The sequence below is a fragment of the Streptomyces manipurensis genome (assembly GCF_049570255.1).
GTDB classification, from domain to species: Bacteria; Actinomycetota; Actinomycetes; order Streptomycetales; family Streptomycetaceae; genus Streptomyces; species Streptomyces manipurensis.
In genome coordinates this window covers 1,087,256-1,111,440 of the sequence record NZ_CP186950.1, presented here as the reverse complement: position 1 = coordinate 1,111,440, position 24,185 = coordinate 1,087,256, and the positions used below count along the sequence as shown (strand labels likewise).

General features: G+C 74.1%; 24 protein-coding genes. 12 read left to right on the top strand and 12 right to left on the bottom strand.

All coding sequences use genetic code 11. The annotated features are described in order from the left end of the window. Positions 1-57: 57 nt before the first annotated feature. The 4 genes from ACPU2J_RS05165 to ACPU2J_RS05150 all read right to left on the bottom strand — a co-directional run bounded on the left by ACPU2J_RS05165 (position 58) and on the right by ACPU2J_RS05150 (position 2,868). A complete protein-coding gene (locus ACPU2J_RS05165) occupies positions 58-630 on the bottom strand; it encodes a hypothetical protein (RefSeq protein WP_423832852.1) in 573 nt (190 codons plus the stop codon). Positions 631-710: 80 nt separating this feature from the next. Continuing rightward, entirely contained in the window at positions 711-1,490 is a 780-nt protein-coding gene (locus tag ACPU2J_RS05160; RefSeq protein WP_420081541.1) for a cytochrome c biogenesis CcdA family protein, read from the bottom strand. Beyond that, complete coding sequence (locus ACPU2J_RS05155; protein WP_420081542.1) at positions 1,487-2,083, bottom strand: TlpA disulfide reductase family protein; 597 nt, start codon at positions 2,081-2,083, stop codon at positions 1,487-1,489. Before ACPU2J_RS05155 ends, ACPU2J_RS05160 begins: the two co-directional genes overlap by 4 nt. Continuing rightward, a complete protein-coding gene (locus ACPU2J_RS05150; protein ID WP_420081543.1) occupies positions 2,080-2,868 on the bottom strand; it encodes a thioredoxin family protein in 789 nt (262 codons plus the stop codon). The genes ACPU2J_RS05155 and ACPU2J_RS05150 overlap by 4 nt, the downstream gene beginning before the upstream one ends. A 299-nt stretch (positions 2,869-3,167) precedes the next feature. Here ACPU2J_RS05150 and ACPU2J_RS05145 point away from each other — a divergent pair, with 299 nt between their 5' ends. Then, on the top strand, positions 3,168-3,746 hold the full coding sequence (locus tag ACPU2J_RS05145; protein WP_391347554.1) for a hypothetical protein: 579 nt from the start codon (positions 3,168-3,170) through the stop codon (positions 3,744-3,746). 207 nt (positions 3,747-3,953) lie between these two features. Here ACPU2J_RS05145 and ACPU2J_RS05140 read toward each other — a convergent pair whose 3' ends face one another. The 5 genes from ACPU2J_RS05140 to ACPU2J_RS05120 form a co-directional block, all read right to left on the bottom strand. Continuing rightward, positions 3,954-4,823: a CAP domain-containing protein gene (locus tag ACPU2J_RS05140; RefSeq protein ID WP_423832851.1), complete on the bottom strand. Its 870-nt coding sequence runs from the start codon at positions 4,821-4,823 to the stop codon at positions 3,954-3,956. A 178-nt stretch (positions 4,824-5,001) separates the two neighbouring features. After that, on the bottom strand, positions 5,002-5,256 hold the full coding sequence (locus tag ACPU2J_RS05135) for a DUF6332 family protein (RefSeq protein ID WP_361599933.1): 255 nt from the start codon (positions 5,254-5,256) through the stop codon (positions 5,002-5,004). A gap of 62 nt (positions 5,257-5,318) precedes the next feature. Next, the gene (locus tag ACPU2J_RS05130) at positions 5,319-6,200 is read right to left on the bottom strand and encodes a DUF4436 family protein (protein WP_423832850.1); all 882 of its coding nucleotides are present in this window, start codon (positions 6,198-6,200) and stop codon (positions 5,319-5,321) included. Between the two features lie 43 nt (positions 6,201-6,243). Further along, complete coding sequence (locus ACPU2J_RS05125; RefSeq protein ID WP_423832849.1) at positions 6,244-7,413, bottom strand: agmatine deiminase family protein; 1,170 nt, start codon at positions 7,411-7,413, stop codon at positions 6,244-6,246. A gap of 167 nt (positions 7,414-7,580) precedes the next feature. Next, positions 7,581-8,201: a TetR/AcrR family transcriptional regulator gene (locus ACPU2J_RS05120; protein ID WP_423832848.1), complete on the bottom strand. Its 621-nt coding sequence runs from the start codon at positions 8,199-8,201 to the stop codon at positions 7,581-7,583. Between the two features lie 112 nt (positions 8,202-8,313). Between ACPU2J_RS05120 and ACPU2J_RS05115 the strand changes: the two genes are divergently transcribed. The 9 genes from ACPU2J_RS05115 (at position 8,314) to ACPU2J_RS05075 (ending at position 18,563) form a co-directional block, all read left to right on the top strand. Then, positions 8,314-9,897, top strand: a complete 1,584-nt coding sequence (locus ACPU2J_RS05115) for a serine/threonine-protein kinase (protein WP_423832847.1) — start codon at positions 8,314-8,316, stop codon at positions 9,895-9,897. Between the two features lie 254 nt (positions 9,898-10,151). Beyond that, a complete protein-coding gene (locus ACPU2J_RS05110) occupies positions 10,152-11,180 on the top strand; it encodes an agmatine deiminase family protein (protein WP_423832846.1) in 1,029 nt (342 codons plus the stop codon). Positions 11,181-11,263: 83 nt separating this feature from the next. Beyond that, positions 11,264-11,845 (top strand): TetR/AcrR family transcriptional regulator, encoded by a 582-nt coding sequence (locus ACPU2J_RS05105; protein ID WP_420081550.1) that lies wholly within the window; start codon positions 11,264-11,266, stop codon positions 11,843-11,845. 287 nt (positions 11,846-12,132) lie between these two features. Further along, positions 12,133-13,152: an agmatine deiminase family protein gene (locus tag ACPU2J_RS05100; protein ID WP_423832845.1), complete on the top strand. Its 1,020-nt coding sequence runs from the start codon at positions 12,133-12,135 to the stop codon at positions 13,150-13,152. An 88-nt stretch (positions 13,153-13,240) separates the two neighbouring features. Beyond that, complete coding sequence (locus ACPU2J_RS05095; RefSeq protein ID WP_420081552.1) at positions 13,241-14,905, top strand: ABC transporter substrate-binding protein; 1,665 nt, start codon at positions 13,241-13,243, stop codon at positions 14,903-14,905. Next, the gene (locus ACPU2J_RS05090) at positions 14,902-15,861 is read left to right on the top strand and encodes an ABC transporter permease (protein WP_420081553.1); all 960 of its coding nucleotides are present in this window, start codon (positions 14,902-14,904) and stop codon (positions 15,859-15,861) included. The genes ACPU2J_RS05095 and ACPU2J_RS05090 overlap by 4 nt, the downstream gene beginning before the upstream one ends. Then, positions 15,858-16,715 carry an ABC transporter permease gene (locus ACPU2J_RS05085; RefSeq protein WP_420081554.1) on the top strand — a complete coding sequence of 286 codons (858 nt, stop codon included), beginning with the start codon at positions 15,858-15,860 and terminating at the stop codon, positions 16,713-16,715. Before ACPU2J_RS05090 ends, ACPU2J_RS05085 begins: the two co-directional genes overlap by 4 nt. Further along, complete coding sequence (locus tag ACPU2J_RS05080; RefSeq protein ID WP_423832844.1) at positions 16,712-17,704, top strand: ABC transporter ATP-binding protein; 993 nt, start codon at positions 16,712-16,714, stop codon at positions 17,702-17,704. Before ACPU2J_RS05085 ends, ACPU2J_RS05080 begins: the two co-directional genes overlap by 4 nt. After that, complete coding sequence (locus ACPU2J_RS05075; RefSeq protein WP_423832843.1) at positions 17,691-18,563, top strand: ABC transporter ATP-binding protein; 873 nt, start codon at positions 17,691-17,693, stop codon at positions 18,561-18,563. Before ACPU2J_RS05080 ends, ACPU2J_RS05075 begins: the two co-directional genes overlap by 14 nt. A 12-nt stretch (positions 18,564-18,575) precedes the next feature. Here ACPU2J_RS05075 and ACPU2J_RS05070 read toward each other — a convergent pair whose 3' ends face one another. Beyond that, on the bottom strand, positions 18,576-19,187 hold the full coding sequence (locus tag ACPU2J_RS05070; RefSeq protein WP_389070339.1) for a TetR/AcrR family transcriptional regulator: 612 nt from the start codon (positions 19,185-19,187) through the stop codon (positions 18,576-18,578). 160 nt (positions 19,188-19,347) lie between these two features. Here ACPU2J_RS05070 and ACPU2J_RS05065 point away from each other — a divergent pair, with 160 nt between their 5' ends. Next, on the top strand, positions 19,348-20,499 hold the full coding sequence (locus tag ACPU2J_RS05065; protein WP_423832842.1) for an agmatine deiminase family protein: 1,152 nt from the start codon (positions 19,348-19,350) through the stop codon (positions 20,497-20,499). A 60-nt stretch (positions 20,500-20,559) separates the two neighbouring features. On the opposite strand, the gene ACPU2J_RS05060 is transcribed toward ACPU2J_RS05065, so the two are convergent. Beyond that, positions 20,560-21,645, bottom strand: coding sequence for an FUSC family protein (locus ACPU2J_RS05060; protein ID WP_423832841.1), 1,086 nt, complete (start codon positions 21,643-21,645; stop codon positions 20,560-20,562). Positions 21,646-21,726: 81 nt separating this feature from the next. Next, positions 21,727-22,599, bottom strand: coding sequence for a helix-turn-helix transcriptional regulator (locus ACPU2J_RS05055; protein ID WP_420081559.1), 873 nt, complete (start codon positions 22,597-22,599; stop codon positions 21,727-21,729). 100 nt (positions 22,600-22,699) lie between these two features. Here ACPU2J_RS05055 and ACPU2J_RS05050 point away from each other — a divergent pair, with 100 nt between their 5' ends. Further along, the gene (locus tag ACPU2J_RS05050; protein WP_423832840.1) at positions 22,700-24,139 is read left to right on the top strand and encodes an MFS transporter; all 1,440 of its coding nucleotides are present in this window, start codon (positions 22,700-22,702) and stop codon (positions 24,137-24,139) included. Positions 24,140-24,185: the final 46 nt, after the last annotated feature.

Below are 24,185 nucleotides of genomic sequence, written 5' to 3'. Positions count from 1 at the left end.
GGGCGCGCGATGAGGCCCCCGGCGCGACGCCGGGGGCCCGCGGCAGGACGGCGGGGCCTACGGCGCCTCGAAGACCGGGCCGTCGGCGGTCACGCGCAGCCGCACGGGGCGGTCCGCCACCGGGATGGTGCAGCCCTCCTCCGCGCTGCAGCTCGCGTACCCGACGAGCACCCGGGCGTCGCCGTTCCCGCTGGCGCGGACCGGCAGCGTCGTCGTGACCGGGCCGTCCGGGTAGACGGGGAGGGGCGAATCGACCCCCGGTACGCGGATGGACCGCACCTCGGCGCCCGCCCTCAGCCCGCCCTGCGCGGCGAGGGCGCCGTCGACGGCCACCGAGGTGGGCCGGCCGACCCCGTCGACGCCGGTGGCGGGCAGGTCTGTGCTGTACAGGTGGAATCCCTTCTCCTCCGGGGTGAAGACGGCGGTGAGGGTGCCCTGCGAGCCCTTCCACGCGGACACCGACAGCACGACGGTGACCCCGTTCTCGCTGAAGCGCGTCGTGGGGGCGGCGGATCCGGCGCCGGCACCCCCGGCGGGCTGACCGCCGCACGCGGTGAGGGCCGCCAGGCAGACGAGGACGGCCGCGGCGCGGGCCTTCCGGGACGGCGCCGAGTAGGGGGAAACGTTCATCTCTGCCTCTGTGTTCGCGGATCGGGAGGAGTGGGAGGGGCGGGAAGAGCGGGGGAGGAACCGGACCGGTTCGCGCGGCGCTAGAGGGCCGTGCCGAAGTCCGCGCTCCACAACTGCAGGCCGTAGACCATGTCGTTCCACACGCCGGTGGCCAGCAGGGCGCCCACCAGCACGAGCATGCCGCCGCCGAACCGCAGGACCCACGGGTAGTGCCGCTTGACCAGCCCGAACGCACCCAGGGCGCGCCGGAACGCCAGCGCGGCCAGGACGAACGGCAGCCCCAGCCCCAGGCAGTAGGAGGCCATCAGCAGGGCCCCGCGGACCGCGCTCGCCTCGGTCCAGGCGAGTGCCTGGACGGCGGCCAGGGTCGGACCGATGCACGGTGTCCAGCCGACCGCGAACACCGCGCCCAGCAGCGGGGCGCCGGCGAGCCCCAGGGCCGGCCGCCGGTGGCTGCGCAGCTCCCGCTGGGTGAAGCCGGGCAGGAAGCCCATGAAGGCCAGTCCCATGAGCACGGTGAGCACGCCCAGTACCTGGGTGACGATCTCCTGGTGGGCCAGCAGCGTGCGGCCGAAGTAGCCGAACAGGGCGCCGCCGGACACCAGGACCGCGGTGAATCCCAGGACGAACAGCAGGGCGCCGGCCGCCATCCGGCCGCGCCGCCCGCCGCGGGCGTCGGCCAGGTCCGCCACCGACAGGCTCGTCACGTAGCTGAGGTAGCCCGGTACGAGCGGGAGCACGCACGGGGAGAGGAAGGAGACGAGCCCCGCGGCGAAGGCCACCGGGGCGGCGATCGCGAGGGTCCCGTTGACCAGGGAGGGGGCGTCGGCGGCGAGGACCAGGTCCATGGGCGTCGTCATGAGTCCTCCTGTGCCACGCGCGTGACCAGGGGCCGCAGTTGCTCGTCGGTGACGGCGCCCCCGATGGCGACGGCCACGCGACCACGACGGTCGATCACCAGGGTCGACGGGACCGCCTGCGGGTTGAGCAGCGCCGGCGGGAAGCGCAGGAGCAGGTCGCCGTCCGGATCGTGCAGGCTGGGGAAGCTCAGACCGTGGGAGCGGACGAAGGCCAGGGCCGCGCTCCGGTCCCGGTCCCGGGTGTTGATGCCGAGGAAGTGGACCCCGGCAGAGCGGGTCTCGCGGCTCAGCCGCTCCAGATCGCCGGCCTCCGCACGGCACGGCGCGCACCAGGAACCCCAGACGTTGAGGACGACGACGTCGCCCCGGAACCCGTCGAGGGCGACCGGCCGCCCGTTCAGGTCCCCGCCCGCCAGGGCGGGTGCGTCCTGCCGGTCGCCGGGAGCCAGGACGGTGGCCTGTGCCGCGGCCCGTACGGCGCCGGGTGCCCCGCCCGGCGCCCCGTCGGCGCCGTCGTCCGCCGCGGTCACGGCGAGGACGCAGCCGGCGGCCAGCGCGAGGCCGGCCGCGGCCACGAGGAGCGGTCGTCTCACGGCGCCCACTTGCGCAGGAAGGAGTTGATGCCGTCCGAGGTCAGGGCCGGGTTGCCCGTGACGTGCGTGTCGACGCGGACCGTGCCCGAGGGGGAGACGACGACCAGGACGGGCATCTTGTAGGTCCCGCCGGAGGGGCTGTACTGGCGCAGCAGCGCGGAGTTCGCGGAACTGCTGCCACCGATGTCGATCTTCACCAGGTGGTACGAGGCCCCGAGGATCGCCGACGTCTGCTGCTGGGCGAAGACCTTGTCGGCGGCCTTGCAGTTGCCGCACCAGTTGGCACCGAAGTCGAGCAGCACCATCCGCCCGTCGGCCTTGGCCGCGCGCAGGGCCGCGTCGACCAGCTGCCGGCCGTCGGCCGAGCTGTCGTAGCCCGGGCCGGGGACGCGCGCCGGGGCCGGTGCGGCCGAGGTACGGGCGGGCTTGGCGGAGGTCGAGCCGGATCCGGAACCGGAGCCCGACCCGGTGCGCGGGGGAGCCGACGACGGGGCCGGTGCGCCCGCGGAGGCGGACGCGGACGCCGGGGCGGACGCCGACGGCGAGGCGGACGCGCTGCCGGAGGCCTCGGGCGACGGAACCGCGGACTCCGACGTGGAGGGGAGCGCCGCCACGGACTGCTCCGCCGCCGGGGCCGAGGAACCCGCGGGCGCGGAGGACGGACCGCAGGCGGCGGTCAGACCCGCCGCGACCACCGCCGCGGCGACCAGCGGCAGCCGCCTCCCGAGGGGGGCGGCGGAGCGGGCCGCCGGGTCGCGTCGGTCGGTGCGGACGGGTCGGAGCATGCGAGAACTCATGACGGATACACCCCAGGGGCACGGTTCGGACTGCGGGACGGGCGGAACGCCTCCCGGCTCGGGGAAGCCGGCGGCCCGACGGTCCTCCGGGGTGTGGTTTCCCGGCGTCGGCTGCCGCTCGGCTGACGCGAGCATAGGTCCGCGGAGGGCCCCCGGAACCGCTTGCGCACGATCTTGAGCTTGCCCTAAGGAAGAGCTCAGATTCCGCTTCGCCGGAGCCCGGTCCACGGGCCCGCGAATGCACCTGCATCCGACGAAAGGAGCGGAAGGCGCGGAAGGTGCGAGCCGTGCGGATCGGCCGCGACGGTGCCGGGCGGGGTCAGAACGAGGACTCGCGGACGCTGGCCTTGGCGTTCGGATCGATCGTCGCGGTGACCACCGACCGGTGGTCGGAGCTGCTGAAGGTGACCGACAGGGTGCTGTCCGAGGTCTGCGAGGTGGTCGCCTTGAAACCGCGGCTGGGGATGGCCGAGATCAGGCACACGCCCCGGCTGCCGTACCGCACCGTCACCTTGCCGCCCTGGGAGGGGACGGTGTGCAGCCCGGCCCCGCCCTCCTCGCAGTCGACCGACGTACGGGGCGCGGTGGACCGGGAGCTCACCGCCGAGGCCCTGGGCGAGCCGGGCGTCGAGGCGCTGGGGGAGGGCTTCTGCGTCGCCGTGGGCGACGGGCTCGCGGAGGGGGTCGGGGACGCGGGGTCCGGCGACGGGCTCTGCCCCGCCAGCCAGGCCGGCGGGGTGTCGATGACCATGGGGGCGGACCGGGCGACCGGCGGCGAATGCCGGGTCGAGCCGACCACGAACTGGACCGTGGCCAGCACGGCAGTCACGCTGGCGGCCGTGCACGACAGCCATATGAGCAGGTAGCGCGGAGTTCGGGGCACGGCCCCATACTGGCGGACGCGCCGCGCGGCGCGTCAACGGCTCCCCCGAAGAGGACCGGGCGCCGGCCCGGAGGCCCCGCGGCGGGACCCGGGCACGGCGATGTCCCCCTCCCCGGTCCGGGGAAGAGGACGGGGAGGGGGACGGGCCGGCGCCGTCCGGCGCCGGTACCTGGCGGCCGCGCGGGAGCCGCTACTTCGGGGCGCCGAAGTTCTGGGTCCACCACGGGCCGCCGTCGCCCTTGTGGACGCCTATGCCGATCTCCTTGAACCCGCAGTTGAGGATGTTGGCCCGGTGCCCGGAGCTGTTCATCCACGCCTTCATGACGGCGTCGGCATCGGACTGCCCGCGGGCTATGTTCTCGCCCAGGCGGGACCAGGCGTAGCCGGCGGCCTCCACCCGGGAGGTCATGGTGGAGCCGTCGGGTCCGGTGTGGGACATGACACCGGCCTTCGCCATGGTGTCGCTGTACTTGCGCGCCGCGGTGCTGAGCTTGGCGTTCGCGGTCAGGGGGCCGCAGCCGGCCGCGGCGCGCTCCTTGTTGACCAGGGCCAGGACCGCGGACTCGGCGTCGGTGTTGACCGTGCCGCCACCGCCACCGCCCCCACCGGAACCGCCCGAGCTGCCGGAACCGCCCCCGGAACCACCGGAGGTGCCGGAGCCGCCGCCCGAGGACGAGGTGGGCTTGCGCGTGGGCTTCGCCCCCTCGGCCGGAGCGGCCTTGGGCGCGGCGTCGGCCGCCGGGGCCTCGCTGGGCGCGGCCGACGGGGAGGCGGAGGCGTCGGGCGTCGCGGACGGGCTCGCGCTCGCCTCGGCCGTGGCGGAGGCCTCGGGCGTGGCCGACTCGGAGGCCGTGGACGCCGTGTCCGACCCGGATGCGGTACCGGCGGCGGTGTCGGTCCGCCGGTCGGTACGGGCCTCACCGTCGGAGTCGGCCACCGCGACCCCGACCGCCACCACCGCGGCCGCCGTCGTGACGGACAGCACGATGCGGGTGCGCATCGTCTTCTTCCGTCGCGCCTCGGCACGGGACTGCGTCTCGGGGTTTCGGCTGCGGCTCATTCCGGTAACACCTCACAGGAGAAGGGGAGGAGGGGGGTCCGCCCGAGCCTAGGCCGGTGATCAGCCAAAAGAGCTCTCCGGAGGGGTTCTTCAAGTTCCCTTAAGGAAGCCCGCAGGGTCAACACAGGGACGATCCGGGCAATCAGCGCAACCCGCCGTCCGCAATCGGGGACCGCGGTCAGCGTCCCCGGCGGCGCCGCGCGTCGAAGCGGCGCAGGACCCGCACCACGCGCCACAGCCCCGCCGCCGCCCCCAGCAACGCACCCCCCGTCAGCGTGCGCTTCCCCGCGGGGCCGGAGATGCCGAGGACCAGGGTGAGGCCGAGGGCGACGGCGAACACCGCCGCGGCCAGTACGGCGGCCGTCACCAGCGCGAAGGCGATCTCCACCGTCATCGCGTCCTTCTCCCAGCGTGCTTCCCGGCCCATGTCCATGGACGAAGTGTCACATCGCTTTCGTCCCGGGGGAGTCGGGCGGACGGCGGGGGAGGGGTGGCTCAGGAACCGGGCGCCGTCGGCGCGTCGGCCGGCGGCTCCGCGCGGATGCCCGAGACCACCACGGTGATCAGGCAGAACGCGACGATCATCTCCGCCCAGAGGAAGGCGAGATAGTCGAGCAGGCAGCCGATCGGCGGTGTGCCGGGGGCGGTGTTGCGGAAGGCGGCCAGGGCGAAGAGGGTGGCGGCCATCCAGCCCAGGGCGGGCCAGGTGAGCCCCTTGCGGCGGGTGACCAGGTACCAGCCGCCGATCAGGACGGACACGGCCAGCGCCCACATCGCGATCATCATGAAGACCGCGAAGAAGAGCACGCTGTTGGAGCGGGCCAGCCCGATGTCGAGCAGGGCCACGCCGTCCGCGGTGGAGGCGTCCACGGCGGCCGAGAACGAGACGTCGTTGTTGGTGAACAGGACGCGGACCGGAACCTTCTCACCGCCGGAGACCGCGCCGAACTCGACGGACGTCTCGTAGGAGTCGAACGGGTAGTCCGCGATGGAGCCGCCGGCGAGGGCGACCGGTACGTCCATGGACGAGATGCGCTGGTGGGCCTTGAAGGTGAGGTCGCCCCGGGTGGCCGTCGAGGTCTGGAGGGTGAGGTCGTCCGCGGGGGAGACCCCGTCCGCCTCGGCGAGCGCACCCCGGGGCGCGACCTGGACGCGCAGCACCATCTCCCGGGCCGCCGCGTCGACCCGCTGGACGGTCGCCACGACGTCCACCCGGTCGCGTTCGGCTCGGCCGGCGGTGTGCACCGTGTCCAGCGCCTGCCGCTCGCCGAACTGGAGCCACGCCCCCACGACCACCGCCGCCAGCACGGCGGCCAGCACCAGGGCCGGGATCGGACGGACACGGCGCGCGGGGGAGGAGCGTCGGGACGGTGGCACGTGGACTCCGGTGGTGCGGGGACGTACGGACGGGCGGGGGAGGTCAGGCGGCGGGCTTGCCGGGCTGGTCGTGGGTCGAGCAGTGGATGCCGCCACCGCCGGAGGCGATCGTGTCGATCTGCACCGGCACGACGTCCCGCTTCGGGAAGTGCTCCTGCAGGATGGCCCGGGCGCGGTCGTCCGCCTTGCGGTCACCGAACTTCGGCATGAACACAGAGTCGTTGGCGATGTAGAAGTTGGCGTAGGTCGACACGAAGTCGTCGCCGCGTCCGGTGATCCGGTTCAGGTCCGGCTGCGGCAGGTCGATGACCTCGAAGCGCCGCCCGCGGGCGTCGGTGGCCTTCGACAGCACGGACTTCGCCTGGTCGGCGGAGCGGGACCAGGAGTCCGCCGGGGTGCTGGGGTGCGCGCGGTCCAGCAGGACCACGCCGGGCGCGGTGAAGCGTACGAGACTGTCCACGTGGGCGTCGGTGATGTCCTCGCCGCGCACGCCGGCCAGCCAGATCACCTTCTCGACGCCGAGGGTCCGCTTCAGCTCCGCCTCGATGGTGTCCCGGGACTTCCCCCGGTTGCGGTTGTCGTTGACGATCGAGCTCTCGGTGATCATCAGGGTGCCCTCGCCGTCCGGCTCGAAGGAGCCGCCCTCCGCGACGAGCGGGGCCTGCACGCGCGGGATGCCGTACTTCTGGAGCAGGACCCGGCCGACCTGGCCGTCGTTGCGGTGGTCCTGCTTGCCGCCCCATCCGTTGAAGTTGAAGTCGACGCCGACTACTTTGCCGCCCTCCTCGACGAACACGGGGACGGTGTCGCGCGCCCAGAGGTCGTCGACCATCAGCGGGATCACCTCGACCTGGGAACCACAGGCCCGCTGGGCGGCGGTCACCTGGTCGGGCCGGGCCATCATCACGACGGCCTCGTACTCGCCGACCGCCCGGGCGATCCGCGCGATGTCCTCGCGCACGTAGGGCAGGTCCTCCTCCCACACGCCCGCGGCGAGCGCCGGCCAGGACATGAAGGTGCGGGTGTGGCTCTCCCACTCGGCGCCCAGCCTGCGCTTCGGCCCCGCCGGGGCCGGCTGCTGGGCGCCCGCCGGGGTGCTGCCGGACGGCCGGTCCGGTTCGCCGGGCCCGCACGCCGCCGCGCCGAAGGCGAGGGCGCCGAGTCCGGCGAGGGTGCGGAGGGCGGTCCTGCGGGTGGGGGGAAGGGTCGACACGGGATGACTCCGATCGTGGCCGGGGGGCGAGAGCGCCCCGCCGGGGCGGGCCCGGGCCGAAGGACCACGAGCTCCTGGGACAAGGGTGCGCTCTCCACCCTGCGAATGGCCGGTACGCAGCAGCGGCGGTACGGGCCCGTGTCGCCACTCTGGCACTGACTGGAATTTCAGTCAAACTCCGCGGAGTGTCCGGAACCGAGCTGCGCGATCTCCGCGCGGACCCCTGCGAGCATCAGGTCCCGGGCGTGCCAAAGGGGCAGCAGGCCGCTGAGCCAGCGGACGCTCAGCCCCTCCAGCAGGGCGGTCAGGCGCTCGGCGGCGCCGGTCACGGCGGGCCCGGGCACCCCCGGGCACACGGCCCCGAGCAGGTCCGCGACCTCGGCCGCCCAGGCCGCGCCGGCGGCGGCCAGCTCCGCCCGCAGCTCCGGGTCGAAGACGGTGTGGGCCCGCAGTTCCCCCCAGGCCGTGCTGTTCTCGCGGACTTCGGGCTGCTCCTGGAATTCCAGGAGCAGCGTCCGCTCCAGCAGCTCCTGCGGATCGGTGGGGGGTGCGGCCGCCCCGTCCCCCGCAGCGGTGTAGCGGTCGGCACGGTCCCCGATGAACGCCAGCGCGTGCCGCAGCACACCGGGTCTGTCCTTGAAGTGGTAGTAGATGAGAGCGGTCGAGACACCCGCCTCGGCCGCCAGGTCCGCCACCCGCAGCCCGCGGACCCCGCGGCGTGCGATGACCCTGGCGGCGCCTTCGAGAATGGCCCGTCTGCGCTCCGTCGTGCCGGTCGCGTCCCTCACCGTCGATCCCTCCTGGCGATATGGCGTCTCGTATTCTCACACATTGACTGAAAGTTTAGTTAGGGCGACGATGCCATCAGGTCACCTGCCACCTCGTTGAAAGAGCAACCGCATGTCCGCTCCGCTTCCCGGCCTGCAGCCCGCCCCCGCGGGACTGTCCGCCGACGACCCCCACGAGATCGGCGGATACCGCCTCCACGCCCGCCTCGGCGCGGGCGGCATGGGCGTCGTCTACCTGGCCCACACCCCCGGAGGGCGCCCCATCGCGCTGAAGGTGGTCCGCGCCGAGTTCGCGGCCGACCCCGAGTTCCGCGAGCGCTTCGCCCGCGAGGTGGCCAGCGCCCGCCGGATCCACGGGCTCTTCACGGCGCAGGTCGTCGACTTCGGCGTCGACGCGCGCACTCCCTGGCTGGCCACCGCCTACGTACCGGGCCCCTCGCTCCACGACGTCGTACGCCGCCACGGCCCGCTCCCGGTCCGCACGGTGCTGCTGCTGGTCGCGGGCATCGCCGAGGCGCTCCAGGCCATCCACGGCGCCGGTGTCGTCCACCGCGACCTCAAGCCGGCCAACGTGCTGGTGGCGGCGGACGGGCCGCGCGTGATCGACTTCGGGATCGCGCACGCGGCCGGGTCCGCGGCCCTGACCGGCACCGGGCTGCGCATCGGCACGGCCGCCTTCATGGCACCCGAGCAGGCCCTGGGGCACCGGGTGACACCGGCCACCGACGTCTTCGCCCTCGGCGCGCTCGCCGCGTACGTGGCGAGCGGCGCGCCGCCCTTCGGGGACGGGCCCGAGTCCACCGCCCTCTACCGGGTCGTGCACGAGCATCCCGATCTGACGCGGATCCCGCCCGCGCTGCGGGACCTGGTCGCCTGGTGCCTCGCCAAGGACCCGGGCGGCCGGCCCACGACCGCCGAGCTGATCGCGTACGTCCAGGGGCACCCCGCCGTCGGGCCGAGACCGGAGTTCACCGAAGGCTGGCTCCCCGCCCTGGTCGCGCTCGGTGTGGCGGGGGCGGTGACCGTGACCGCACCGGTGACCGGGCCCGGCAGGCCCGCCCGGCCCCCCACGGAGGTCCCCCCGCCGGCGCCCGCCCCGTCGGCCCCGGCCCCGGCCCCGGCTCCGATTCCGGTTCCGGGGTCCGTGCCGCGGCCGGACCCCGGGTACGGGCCGCCGCCGCGCCCGGAGCCCCGGCGTGCCGCGCGGCGCGGCCGCCGCCTGCCCGCCGTCGCCCTGGCGGCGGCCGGGGCCCTGCTGGCCGGCGCCGCCGCCGTGTACTACCTGGACGGACCCGAGGGCGGGGGAGCCGCCGGGACGCCCGCCGAGTCCTACGTCCCCGGATACGCCCAGGTGGAGCTGACCGCTCCCGACGGCGGCTACGAGTTCGACCTGCGGGCCGGCAAGGTCGTCCCGGCCGAGACCGCCTCCTGGTACCTGGCGCGGGAGGGCCGGTCCTTCGTCCCCTCGGAGGAGTCGGACTCCTTCGTGGCCGACACCGACCGGCCGACGGTCGCCGACTGCGTGCACGGCATGGACACCCGGCCCGTCTCCGTCCTGCCGTTCGGTCCGCCGGAGGGGCGGCGCCCCTTCTGCGTCCGCAGCCCCGACCGCAGTGAGCTGGCCGTCGTACGGCTCGTGGAGGCGGCCGAGGACGGCCGCGTGACGATCCTCGTGGACCAGTACCGCACGGGCTGATCCGGCCCTGCCCTGCCCGGCCGCGGCACGCCACAGGCCTTGACTGAATTTTCAGTCAATGCAAGGATGCCGGTCATCCCCCTGCCCGTCCTCATCAGGGAGTCCCCATACACACGTTCGGCACGTACGCCACCTCCCGCCGGCGGCTGCTCGCGCTCGGCGCGACCGCCCTGCCGCTGGCCGCACTCGGCACGGCCCTCCCGGCCGTCGCCGCGCGGGCGGAGAGCGCGGCCGGCGGCGCGGCGGCCTTCACCATGCCCGCCGAGACCGACGACCACGTGCGCACCTTCATGGCGTGGCCCGCCCACTCCTCGGTCTGGGGCGACACCCTCGGCAGGGTCCGCGACGACATCGCCGCCATGGCGCACGAGATCTCGCGCTTCGAGCCCGTCGTGGTGCTGGCCCGCCCCGGGCAGGCGGCCGATGCCCGCCACCTGCGCGGCCGCGGCGCCCGGTACGCCGTCGACGTGATCGAGATCCCCGTCGACGACCTCTGGATCCGCGACTTCGGCCCGACCTTCGTGGTGGGGCCCGGCACCGTCGCCGGAGTGGACACCAACTTCAACGGCTGGGGCAAGGCGGGCACGCAGTACGCCCAGCCCTTCGCCGCCGACGCGGCCGCCGCCGGCACCCTCCTCGACGAGTACGGGGTGGGGCGGATCCGGGCGGGATTCGTCGGAGAGGGCGGATCCCAGGAGACCGACGGCCAGGGCACCCTGCTCGCCACCGTCAGCTCGCTGGTGAACCCCAACCGCAACCCGGGCATGTCCCGGCAGCAGGTCGAGGACGCGATGAAGGCGGCCCTCGGCATCGGCAAGGTCATCTGGGTGCCGGGCCTGGCCGGAGCGGACATCACCGACTGCCACATCGACTGCCTGGCCCGCTTCACGGCGCCGGGGCGGGTCGTCCTCGACCGGCCCGGAGCCGGCGCGGACCCCAAGTGGATCGCCGTCTACGAGGAGACCCGGCGCGTGCTGCAGGGCGCCACGGACCTCCACGGCCGGCCCCTGGTCATCACCGAGCTGCCCGGCCCCGACCGCAGCCTGATCCGGGGCGGGGGAGCGGAGTTCCTGTCCAGCTACACCAACTACTACACGCCGAACGGCGCCGTCCTCGCGCCCCGGTTCGGCGACGCCCACGCGGACGAGCCGGCCCGCGCGATCCTCCAGGACGCCTACCCCTCCCGGTACGTGGTCCAGATCCCCATCGACGGCATCGCCGGCGGTGGCGGCGGGATCCACTGCGCCACCCAGTCGCAGCCGGTCCCGCCGCCGGCGCTCTGACGGCCGGGCGGTCCGCCGCGCGGCGCACACCCGGTGACGGGCCGCTTACCTCTGTGCCCGAACCCCCGGGTAAGGTGCGGGCCATGGCGTCTCGCAGCACTCAGATCCTCGAAGCGGCCGCCCGGGTCATCGCCCGGCGCGGGGTCCGCGGGCTGCGCGTGGAAGAACTCGCGGCCGAGGCCGGCGTCTCCACCGCCCTGATCTACTACCACTTCAAGGACCGCACCGGGGTACTGCGCCAGACCCTGGAGTTCATCAACGACCGTGCCGAGCGCTACACCACCGACCGGGACCCGGACGACCCTCCGCTCACCCCCCGCGAGGAGCTGGAGGAGACCCTCCTGCTGGAGCTCCAGGACACCGTGGAGGTCCGGGAGAACAGCTCGGCCTGGGGCGAGCTGCGGGCCAGCGCGGTCTTCGACGAGGTGCTGCGCGAGGACCTCGCCAGGGCAACTCTGGTATGGGTCCAGGAGGTCGCCGCGCTGCTGGGACAGGTCCACCCGATGGCCCCCGCGTCCTCCCTCGCGGCGGCGGCGGAGCGGCTCACCGCGCTGCTGGAGGGGCTGAGCATGCGCTGGCTCAGCGGCGGGATCCGCATCGGGCACGCCCGTGACCTGATGCGCGGTGCCATCGACGTCGAGCTGTCGGCCCTGCGCCAGGGCTGACGCCCCACCCGCTTCCGTTTCCCGTCCTCTCGTGGGGCGGGAGTTTCAGGCCGTACCTATTGACTGAAAATTCAGTCAATGCCACAGTGAAGCCCCGGCAGGCCTGCCCTGTACGTCGGCCGCTCCTCCGCAGGCCCCCTCCGTCCGGCCCCTCCGGGGCGCCCGGACTCCCGAGAGTGTGACGCGCCCCGGAAGCGATCCAAGGATCTTCCCTCTGCGCGTCTCGCCAATTGACTGAAATTTCAGTCGGATGCCAGACTCCGCCAACCAAAGAAATGAGACAGCTGATGGCTGATTTCCGTATGCCTGCCGAATGGTCCCCGCACGAGGGCTGTCTGATGGCCTGGCCCACACGGGTGGACCTCTGGGGAAGCGTGCTGGCCGACGTCAAGGAGGAGTACGCCGCCGTCGCCCGCGCCATCGCCGAGTTCGAGCCCGTCACGATGGTGGCCCCTCCCGGTCACGGCGCCGACGCCCGGACCCACTGCAGCGACGAGGAGGCCATCACGGTCGTCGAGCTGCCGCTGGACGACTCCTGGTTCCGCGACTCCGCCCCGCTCTTCGTCCTCGACGGCACCGGCAACCGCGCCGGCGTGGACTTCCGCTTCAACGCCTGGGGCCGCAAGCACCACCCCTTCGACTCCGACGACCGGATCAGCGGCCTGCTGCTGGACCACCTCGGGATCGACCGCATCGCCTCCGGCATGATCCTGGAGGGCGGCGCCGTCACCGTCGACGGCGAGGGCACCCTGATCACCACCGAGCAGTGCCTCCTCCACCCCAACCGCAACCCCGGCATGAGCCGCGACGAGATCGAGGCCGAGCTGAAGGCCCGGCTCGGGGTCACCAAGGTCGTCTGGCTGCCCTACGGCGGTCTGCTCGACACCGAGACCGACGGGCACGTCGACGGGGTCTGCGCGTTCGCCGCGCCCGGCACCGTCGTCGTCTCCCTCCCCGACGACCCCGACCACCCCGACCACGCCCGGATGCGCGCCAACCGGGCGGTCCTGGAGGCCACCACCGACGCCCGCGGCCGCCGCCTGGAGATCATCGACGTCCCGCAGACCGCCTTCACGGACCTCGCCGACGGCACGATCGAAGTCTCGTACCTCAACTACTACATCGCCAACGGCGGAGTAGTCGTCCCCGTGGCGGGCCTGCCCCAGGACGAGGCGGCCCTCGCCGTCATCGCCTCCGCCCACCCCGGCCGCAAGGTCGTCGGCGTCCGCGCGCTCGCCATCGCGTTCGGCGGCGGCGGGGTCCACTGCATCACCCAGCAGATCCCCGCGGTCCCCGCCGTGCGCTGACCCCGGTCCACCGGCCGTTCCAGGCGGACCGCCCCGGCGGTCCGCCCGCTCCTCCCACCGCATCCCTCACGGAACAGAGAGCGCGACGATGACCTCCTCACCCACCCGCACGGGCAGACGACCCCACCGCCGGCCCGGCCGCGCGGCGGCCGTCACCACCGCCGTCCTGACCTCCTTCGCCCTGCTCGCGGCCTGCTCCGGTCCGCCCGCGACCGACCCGGCCGCCGTCACCGACGTCCGGCTCTCCGCCTCGACGCCGCCGGCCCGCGGCGACATCGACTCCTTCAGCTGGGCCGTCTACGCCGAACCGCCCACGCTCGACCACACGGTCGCCTTCGACTACCCGCAGAACACGATCCTGTCCAACGTGTGCGAGAGCCTGATGCGCTGGACCCCGGGCCTGACCACCGAGCCCGGCCTCGCCCGGCAGGCGACCAACCCCGACCCCACCACCTGGGTGTACGACCTGCGGCCCGGGGTGCGGTTCCACGACGGCAACGAGATGACCGCCGACGACGTCGTCTTCAGCCTCGGCCGCCAGACGGACCCCGACAACGCCGCCGCCTGGGCCCAGGTCTTCCAGAACGTCGTCTCCGTCACCAAGACGGGGCCGCTCCAGGTCACGGTCCGACTGAAGAAGCCCGACTCGCAGTTCCCCCAGTACATGGCCACCGCGGCCGGGGTCGTCGCCTCCAAGGCGGGCGTCGAGGCGGCCGGCGAGGACTACGGGACCACCGGCGGCCTCGCCTGCACCGGCCCCTTCCGGCTCGGCACCTGGAACAAGGGCCAGTCGATCGAACTGGACCGCTTCGACGACTACTGGGGCACCAAGGCCAAGTCCAAGAAGGCCGTCTTCCGCTTCCTGACCGACCCCTCCGCCCGCACCAACGCGATGCTCAGCGGCGAGGTCGACGGCGGCTACCTCATACCCACCGAGAGCTACGCGCGACTGCGGGCCGGCGGCTCCGGCACCCTCTACTTCGGCGAGGGCCTGAGCACGGTCAACGTCAACGTCACCAACATGCAGGGCCCCCTCGGCGACGTACGGGTCCGCCGCGCCCTCTCCCTGGCGCTGGACCGCACCGGCTTCGTCAAGGCCGGCCTCGGCGGGGCCGGAACGGTCACCAACTCGCTGACCACACGGGCCGCCTGGGCCGCCGCACCCGAACGCACCCTGAAGACCGCCTTCGACGGACTGCCGCCCACCGGGCAGGACATCGCTCGGGCGAAGGCCCTCGTCGAGGAGGCCGGCGCCACCGGCAAGACCCTCACCGTGGCCACCAGCTCCATCGGCCAGGACGTCTCCCTCCTCGCCACCGCCGTCCAGGCCGCCGGCACCCGCATCGGTCTGGACATCCGGCTGAAGACCATCGCCCCCAACGCCTTCACCGCACTGTTCACCGACCCCGCGGCACGCGAGGGCATCGACATGTTCCCGCTGACCTACTACGACTCCATCACCGACCCGCTCGACCTGCTGACGAACTTCAAGACCGGCGCCTACATGAACTTCGCCGGCTACAGCGACCCCGAGTACGACCGGCTCGTCGACCAGGCGGCCGCCGTCTACGACACCGGGCAGCGCATGGACATCGAGGCCAAGCTCCAGCGGCACGCCGCCGAACAGCTGCTGTGGATCCCCGTCGCCGAATGGCCCACCGCCCTCTTCATGAACAAGCGGGTCACCGGCGCCCCCACCACCATCGCCTACATGTACTACCCGTGGGCGGCCGACGTGGGAGCGGCGCTGTGAGTTTCGTCAGATTCGCCGCACGCAGGCTGGCGGAGATGGCCGCGACCCTCCTGGCCGCCTCGTTCGTGGTCTTCGGGGCCCTCTACCTGGCCCCGGGCAACCCGGCGAGCTTCCTGCTCGCCGGCCGCTCCGCCTCCCCGGAGGCGCTCGCCGCCGTCAACGCCCAGTACCACCTGGACGACCCCTTCTTCGTACGCTACTTCCGCTGGCTCGGCGACATGGCCCAGGGCGACTTCGGCCGCTCCATCACCTACCGCACCGACGTCTCCCGGCTCCTCGCCGACCGGCTGCCCACCACCCTGCTGCTCGTCACCATGTCGCTCGTCGTGGTCGTGGCCGTCGGCCTGTTCCTCGGCCGCCTCGCCGCGGTCCGCGGCGGCGCCACCGACTCGGCGGTCCTGGTCACCACCACCTTCGCCGTCGGAACGCCGTCCTTCGTCGCCGCGGTCCTGCTCCAGGGCCTCTTCGCGGTCCGGCTGGGCTGGTTCCCCAGCAGCGGCGCCGGCGACGGCCTCGCCGACAGGCTGTGGCACCTCACCCTGCCCGCGATCGCCCTCGCCCTCTACCTCGTCGGCATGCTCGCCCGCGTCACCCGGTCCGCCATGCTCGAAGCCCTCGACAGCGAGCACGTCACCGTCGCCCGCAGCCGGGGCGTCCCCGAACGCCAGGTCGTCCGCCGCCATGTGTTCCGCAACTCCCTGGGCACCGTCCTCACCACCGGCGGCCTCATCGTCTCCACCCTCCTGGTGTGCACGATCCTGGTGGAGACCGCGTTCAGCGTCGGCGGCATCGGCCAGCTCCTCGAACTGTCCACCACCACCAAGGACTTCCCGACGGTGCAGGCCATCTCCCTGATCATCGTCGCCCTCTTCATGGCCGTGAACCTCCTCGTGGACCTGCTGCTGCCCCTCGTCGACCCACGGGTCACCCTCGGACCCAGGAGCGCCGCCGCATGACCGCCGTCCTGACCCGCCGGCCCGGCCTCGGCCGGATCCGCGCCGCCGCGGGTTCCCCGCTCCACCTCGTCTGCCTGGTCCTCGTCGCCTTCGTCGTCCTGGCCGCGCTGTTCGCCCCCTGGCTCGTACCCCACGACCCGAACGACGTTGACCTCGGCAGCGCCCTCGCCGCACCCTCCGCCGCGCACCCCCTCGGCGTCGACGCCGCCGGACGCGACACCCTCTCGAGGCTGCTCCTCGGCGCACGGACCTCGCTGCTCGGCCCGCTCGGCGTCGTGGTCTTCTCCACCGTCGCCGGAGTGGCCGTCGGAACCGCCGCCGCCTGGCGCGGCGGCTGGCTGGACTCGCTCCTGTCCCGCAGCACCGAGCTGGTCTTCGCCTTCCCCGGCATGCTGCTGGCCATCCTGATCATCTCGGTGTACGGGGAGGGGCTGACCGCCCCGGTCATCGCGCTCGCCGTCGCCTACCTGCCCTACGTCAGCCGCCTCACCCGTTCGCTCGTCCTCGCCGAGCGGGCCCGCCCCTACGTCAGCGCCTACCGGGTCCAGGGCCACTCCGGCCTCCAGATCTGCCTGCGCCACGTCCTGCCCAACATCGCCCCCGTCGTCCTCGCCCAGTCCACCATCAACTTCGGCTACGCCCTCATGGACCTCGCCGGACTGTCGTTCCTCGGCCTCGGCGTCCCCGCGCTGACCCCCGACTGGGGGCGCATGGTCTTCGACGGGCAGACCGCCGTCCAGCACGGCTACCCGCTGTCCGCGATCCTGCCCTGCGCCTTCATCGTGCTGACCGTGGTCGCCTTCAACGTGGTGGGCGAGCGCTGGGCCGACCGCGTCGCCAGGAGAGACCGATGAAAGCCCCCCACGCACTCGACATCCAAGGGCTGCGGATCACCCTGCCCGGCACCGCCCGCCCGGTCCTGGACGGCGTCGACCTCAGCGTCGCCGCCGGAGAGACCGTCGCCCTCGTCGGCGAGTCGGGCTCCGGCAAGAGCATCACCTCCCGCAGCGCGCTGCGCCTGCTGCCGCCCGGCGCGGCCGTCGAAGGCTCCGTACGCGTCGCCGGCCGCGACGTCCTCACCCTCGACGCTGCCGGACTGCGCTCCGTACGGGCCGGCTCGGCCGCCATGGTCTTCCAGGACCCGCGCGCCGCCGTCAACCCGCTGCGCCGCATCGGCGATTTCCTCACCGAGGGCGTCACGCTCACCGGGACCGCGAACCGCCGCGACGCCGAGGCCCGGGCGGCCGCACTGCTGGAGGCCGTGGGCCTGGACCGGTCCGTCCTGCGCAAGTACCCCGGCCAGGTCTCCGGCGGCATGCTCCAGCGGGTCGTCATCGCCGCCGCGTTGATGGGCAACCCGCAGCTGCTGCTCGCCGACGAGCCGACCACCGCGCTGGACGTCACCAACCAGGCGGAGGTCGTGGCCCTCCTCGCGGGGCTGCGCGAACGCTTCGGCACCGGCCTGCTGTTCGTCACCCACGACCTGGACCTCGCCGCCGCCATCAGCGACCGGGTCTACGTCATGTACGCCGGCCGGATCGCCGAGACCGGCCCCGCCGAGGCCCTGTTCGCGCGGCCCCGGCACCCCTACACGGCCGCGCTCCTCGCCTCGACCCCGCGGATGGAAGGCCCCCCGGGCCGGCTCGCCGCCATCGACGGGCAGCCACCGGACCTGCGCGAACCCCTGCAGGGCTGCGCCTTCGCGGCCCGCTGCCCGCTCGCCACCGAGATCTGCGACCAGCGCGCACCGCAGCCGTCCGCCGCCCCGGACCGGGCGGAGCACCGGGCCGCCTGCCACCACAGCGACCGGCTGGAAGGGAGCACCATCGATGTCCGCCGATGACAGCAGGACAGCGGAGGCCGGGAGGACGGTCCCGCCCGGGCCGGCCGGCAGCACCGCGGACGGGGGCCCGCCGCTCCTCGAAGTGCGGTCACTGAGCCGCTCCTTCGGCCCCGTGCGCGCCGTGCACGAGGTGTCCTTCACCCTCCCCGAGGGAGGATCGCTGGGCATCGTGGGGGAGTCGGGCTCCGGCAAGACGACCACCGCGCGCATCGTCGTCGGCCTGGACCGGGCCGATGCCGGCGAGATCCTGGTCCGCGGGCGCGACCGGACCGTGCGCACCCGGGGCCGGGCCGGACGGCTGGCCCGCGCCCGGGAGGTGCAGATGGTCTTCCAGGACCCCTACCTCTCGCTCGACCCGCGCACCGGCGTCGAGGAGGCCCTGCGCGAGACCCTGGCCCTGCACTTCCCGGGCCGCGACCACGGCCGCCGGGTGCGCGAGCTGCTCGACCGGGTGGGGCTCGGCACCCGGGCCGCCGACGCCCTGCCCCGGCAGCTCTCCGGGGGCCAGCGCCAGCGGGTGGCCATCGCACGGGCGCTGGCCGTCGAACCGGCCGTGCTGGTCCTCGACGAGGCGGTGGCCGCCCTCGACGTGTCCGTGCAGGCGCAGATCCTCAGCCTGCTGGCCGACATCCGGGAGCAGACGGGCATCGGCTACCTCTTCATCACCCACGACCTCGGCGTCGTCCGGTGCGTCACCGACGAGATCGTCGTCATGCGGCACGGGGCCGTGGTGGAGCAGGGCCCGACGCAGCGGGTCATGGCCGCGCCCGCGCATCCGTACACCCGGCTGCTGCTGGACTCCGTACCCCGTCCGGGATGGGATCCGGAGGCGATCGCAGGGGCCCGGCGAGCCCTGTAGCGGGGGGACGGCTCAGGCGCCGGCGGCGAGCGTACGGATCAGCGTGCGCAGTACCGGCCCCGGGTCGACCTCGGCGCCGAGGGAGTCCACGGCGGCCAGGCCGTCGACGGCCGCGGCGACGGCCTCGCCCAGCAGCCGCGGGTCGACGGCGGAGTCCCGCTCGCCGGCCAGCACCCCGAAGAGGGCGACGAAGCAGCCGCGCCAGCGCCGGTACTCGGCCTCCAGGGCCTCCCGGACCCGGGTGTCGTTCAGCGCGTGCCAGTGCAACGCCGAATGGAGGTGGGAGAGTTCCGCGCCCTCGGGCCGGGAGAGCAGCTCGACGACGCGCTCCGCGCGCTCCTCGAAGGTTCCCGGTCCGGCCACCGCCTCCTCCAGCGGCAGGATCCACTCGGGGCGGATGTCCGTGATCACCGCGAGGACCAGATCGGTGCGGTCCTGGAAGTGGTAGTGGCACATCCCGTGCGAGACGCCGCTCAGCGCGGCCACGTTGCGGGTGGTGAAGCGTTCGCTCATCCCGCCCGCCAGCAGGGTCCGCGCTGCGGCGATCAACCGGGTGCGGGTCTGTTCGCCCTTCGCCGAGCGGCCCCGTCCGGGGCGCTCCGGGGACTCCGTCGCAGCTGCCATGGCGTCACTCTAACGAGCGGCAGCACCACGGGTCCCGGGCCTTCTGCAACCGGTGCGGAAGGATCCCGTCCAGAGTATTGACCGAGCGCTTGGCCAGTTTTAGTTTTCCGGTCAACCCCCCTCCTTCAGGGGGCAGTTGGAGCACCCAAGGAGACCCCTCATGAACGACCACGCAGCGAGCCCGCCCCGCGCGGGCATGAACCGCCGCCGCTTCCTCACCGCGGCCGGCCTCACCGCCGCGACCGCCGCGCTCGCCGCGGCCGAAGGGCGCGCCGGGGCGGCCGCCCGCCCCGCCGCGGCCGCCGGCACCCTCCGCGTGCCGATCGAGGACGTCCGGCACACCCGCACCTGGATGGCCTTCCCCGACAGCAGCTCCATCTGGGGCGGTCAGCTGTCCGGCGTCCAGGCCGACATCGCACTCATCGCCCGGACCATCGCCAAGTACGAGCCCGTGTACCTCTGCGCGAACTCCGCCAGCGCCGCCCGGGCCCGCTCGCTGTGCGGCCCGACCGTCACCGTCCTCACCTCCATCCCCGTGGACGACTGCTGGATGCGCGACACCGGTCCCGTCTTCCGCACCGACGGGACCGGCCGCCTCGACGCGGTCGGCCTCAGCTTCAACGGCTGGGGCAGGAAGCAGGTCCACGCCAAGGACGCCCTGGTCGCCGGCCGGATCGCCGCCCACGTCGGCGTGCCCTTCACCGTCGCCGGCCTCGTCGGAGAGGGCGGCGCCGTCGAGCAGGACGGCGCCGGCACCCTCATGGCCACCCGCAGCAGCCTGGTCAACTCCAACCGCAACCCGGGCAAGTCGCAGGCGCAGATCGAGGCCGCGCTGCGCACCGCCTACGGCGCCTCGAAGGTGATCTGGTTCGACGGCGTCTACGGCCAGGACATCACCGACGACCACGTCGACGCGACCTCCCGCTTCCTCGCCCCCGGCAAGGCCCTCGTCCAGATGCCCCTGGCCTCGGACAACGACGTCTACGCCAAGGACGCCCGGCAGCAGTACCAGATCCTCTCCGGGTCCACCTCCGCGACCGGAACCCCGATGGCCGTCGAGCGGCTTCAGGGGCCGGACTACTACAAGATCCGGTCGAGCAACCCGGACTTCCTCGCCTCCTTCGCCAACTACTACGTGTGCAACGGGGCGGTGATCTCGGCCCACTTCGGCGACACCCGGGCCGACACCGCCGCCAAGGCCACCCTGACCCGCCTCTTTCCCGGCCGCGTCGTAGAACAGCTCAACATCGACCGCCTCGGTACCGGAGGCGGCGGCATCCACTGCGTCACCCAGCAGCAGCCCGTGCCGTAACGGCGGGCGCCCGGGCGGCGGCCCGGGGGGCGGTCCGGCCGGCCGACACCGGCCGGACCGTCAGGCACCGGACGCCGCCTGATGGTCGGCGAGCGCCTCGTGGGTCAGATGCAGTCCGGCCCGCAGCACCGCCTCGTGCCGGGTCGGGTGGGCCTCCCGGTGGGCGCGGTCGAGACCGCGAGCCAGCCGGAGCGCCGCCGTGAAGTCCGCGCCCCGCAGGGCCCGGTCCACCGCGTCGGCCGTGGCCCGCACCAGCGGGGCGAGGTCGTGCAGCGCCGGGTCGGCCCCTGCGGCCCCGGCCGCTCCGCCCGAGCCCGCCCCGGCCCGCTCCCGTTCCCGGAGCTCCTCCGTGAAGTACCGCAGGGTGAGGGAGGTCCGGGTGGCGAGGGTCAGCCGCGCGCGGAGTCCCGCGGGCGGCCGGACCGCCCGGCGGCGCAGCGGCCCGAACGGCGCGAACGGCCGGAACAGCGCCCGCACCTGCGCCTCGGCCAGGTCGAAACGGGCGCGGCAGTCCTGGGGCGCCGACCAGGGCGGAGCCTCGTCGGGGGACCGCTCCGGGCCGGCCGGCGGACCGCCGCGGGCCAGCCGCGCGGCGACCCCCTCCAGCAGTGCCCCCACCCCGGAGCGGTAGGCCTCGAGCCCCTCCGCGGCGGCCCGGTAGGGGTCCGGAGGCCACAGCAGCGGCCCCAGCAGCACGACCACCGCCACCCCGACCGCGCTCTCCAGGAGCCGCGCCAGGGGGTAGCCGGGCAGTGCGGTGGCGTACACGACCAGGGCGGTGATCAGGACCTGCTGGTTGGGCGAACCACCCCTGTTCAACAGGTACATGCCGGCGCAGCCGCAGACCAGCACGGCCAGGAACGACAGCGAGGACGGCGGGAGCCAGCGCAGCACGAGCGTGCTCAGCGCGACGCCCGCGGCCACGCCCGCGATCCGCTCGCGGGCCAGGCGCGGTGCGGCGTACACGTCGTCACGGAGGATCAGCACGGCGGGCAGGGCGGCGGGCACCGGGAGCGTGCTCGTGCCCCACCAGAGGCAGAGGTACCAGGACACCGCGGCGCACACGGCCAGCCGGGCGGCGGACCGGAACCGCGGGCCGGGGGAGAGGGCGCGTACGGCGGCGTACGAACCGGACAGGTCGGGCATGGCGGACATCGTAGATCCGTCCGCGCGGCAGCCGCCCGCGGCGGACGCGCCCCGTCGCCCGGGCGGTGTCCCGGCGCCTCCTCAGACCGCGGCCGGCACCCGCTCGCGGGCCGCGGCCAGCTCCTCCAGCCGTTCCAGCCGCTCCCGCGTCCGGGCGTCCAGCGGCACGTAGGACACCAGCCGCGCCCCCGTGCCCGGCCCCAGCCACAACGTGGTGTGCTCCACGTACAGCAGCCCCACATGGGCGTTGCGGATGTACTTCGCCTTCGCGCTCTGGCCGACCACCTCGTGGCGCGCCCACACCTCGCGGAACTCCGCCGACGCCGACTCCAGGCGGGCCAGGAGCCGCGTCCACGCGGGCTCCGTCAGGTGCTCGGCCATCGCCGCCCGGTACTTCGCCGCCATCAGGCGGTGCGTGGACGGCAGGTCGACCACGGCCGCCCGGAAGTCCGCGTCGGTGAACGCCAGCCACATGCAGTTGCGGTCCTCCGGCCGGACACCGGCCAGGTCCCGCAGCAGCATCCCGTAGGTGGCGTTGTGGGCGAGGATGTCGTAGCGGCTGTTCTGCACGCACGCCGGGATCGGACCCAGCTGGTCGATCATGGCCCGCACGGCAGGCGTCACGCTCGGGCAGGTGTCCGGCGGCGCCGGGTCCTGGCCGCCCGCCAGCGCGAAGAGATGGGCCCGCTCGCTCACGTCGAGCAGCAGGGCCCGCGCGACCGCGTCCAGCACCTGCGCCGACACCTGGATGTCGCGCGCCTGCTCCAGCCACGTGTACCAGGTGACCCCCACCGACGACAGGTGCGCCACCTCCTCGCGGCGCAGCCCCGGGGTCCGCCGGCGCGGTCCGCGCACCAGCCCGACCTGCTCGGGGGTGATCCGCTCCCGGCGGCTGCGCAGGAACTCCGCCAGTTCGTGCCGGCGTACGTCGCTTCCGGGTGCCACGGTGGTCATGCCCCCAGCCTGCCGCACCCCCGATCCCGTTGCCAGGTGCTCCTGGTACCAGGATGAGGACACTCTGGCAGCGCCGCGGCGGCCGGGCGACCGTCGAGGGGTGACAGACATCCGTGTACGCACCCCCGCCGCGCCGACCGTGGCCGCGGCCGGGCCCGCCACCGCCCCCTTGAGCGGGCCGGGCCTGTTCACCGTCCTGCTGGGGGCGGCCCTGCCCCTGATCGACTTCTTCATCGTCTACGTCGCGCTGCCCTCGATCGAGCGCGACCTGGCCGCCGGCCCCGCCCTGCTGGAGCTGGTCGTCGGCGGCTACGGCGTCGCCTACGCCGTCCTGCTCGTCCTCGGCGGGCGCATCGGCGACGGCCTCGGCCGCCGCAGGCTCTTCCTCGTCGGCATGGCCGCCTTCGGCGTCACCTCGTTGGCCTGTGGGCTCGCACCGGACGCCTGGAGCCTCGTCGCCGCCCGCGTCGCGCAGGGCGCGGCCTCGGCCCTCATGCTGCCGCAGGTGCTCGCGACCATCCAGGCCACCACCGAGGGACCGCGCCGGGCCCGGGCCATGAGCCTGTACGGGGCGACCGCGGGCCTGGCCATGGTCGCCGGGCAGATCCTCGGCGGGGTCCTGGTCGCGGCGGACCTCGGCGGGACCGGCTGGCGCGCGGTGTTCCTCGTCAACGTGCCGGTGGTGCTGCTCGGGATGGTCCTGGCCGTGCGCACCGTCCCCGACACCCGGGCCGGCCGACCCGAGGCCGTCGACGTACCGGGAACCCTGCTGCTCGCGCTGTCGCTGGTCTCGCTGCTGCTCCCGCTGACCGAGGGCCGGGCGGCCGGCTGGCCGCTGTGGACCTGGGTCTCGCTCGGCGTGTTCCCCCTGGCGGCCGCCGCGTTCTACCGGGTCGAGCGGCGGGCGGACCGCCTGGGCCGTTCGCCGCTGCTGCCCCCGAGCCTGCTCCGGCTGGAATCGCTGCGCCGCGGGCTGGTGATGTTGCTGCCCTTCTCAGCCGGGTTCAGCGGCTACATGTTCGTCCTCGCCGTGACCCTGCAACAGGGCCTGGGCATGGGCCCGGTGACGGCGGGTCTGACCCTGGTGCCGATGGCGCTGGCCTTCTTCGCCGCCTCACTGGCGGGACCGCGCCTGGTCGCCCGCTTCGGCAGCCGGGTCGTGACGGCCGGGGGCGTTCTCCAAGGGGTGGGCGTCGCCGTGCTGCTGGGCACCCTGCGCCTGGGATGGCCGGACCTCGGCCCGGTCGTGCTCGCTCCGGGCGTCTTCCTGGCGGGCCTGGGCCAGGGACTCCAACTGCCGCTGCTGATGCGGCTGATGCTGTCGGACGTGCCGGCGGACCGGGCCGGCGTGGGCGGCGGGGTCATGATCACCGCCCAGCAGTCCTCCCTGGCGCTCGGCGTCGCCGCGCTGGGCAGCCTCTTCCTCGCGCTGGTCCCGGCGGCCGGACTGCGCGACGCCGCCGTGGGCACCCTGCTGGTGCAGCTGGGGCTGATCGTGCTGACCGTCCTGCTCAGTCGCCGCCTTCCCCGCATGCGCTGAAGCGGCATGCGGGGAAGGACACCGGGGCGGCCGCGGAGGGACGCCC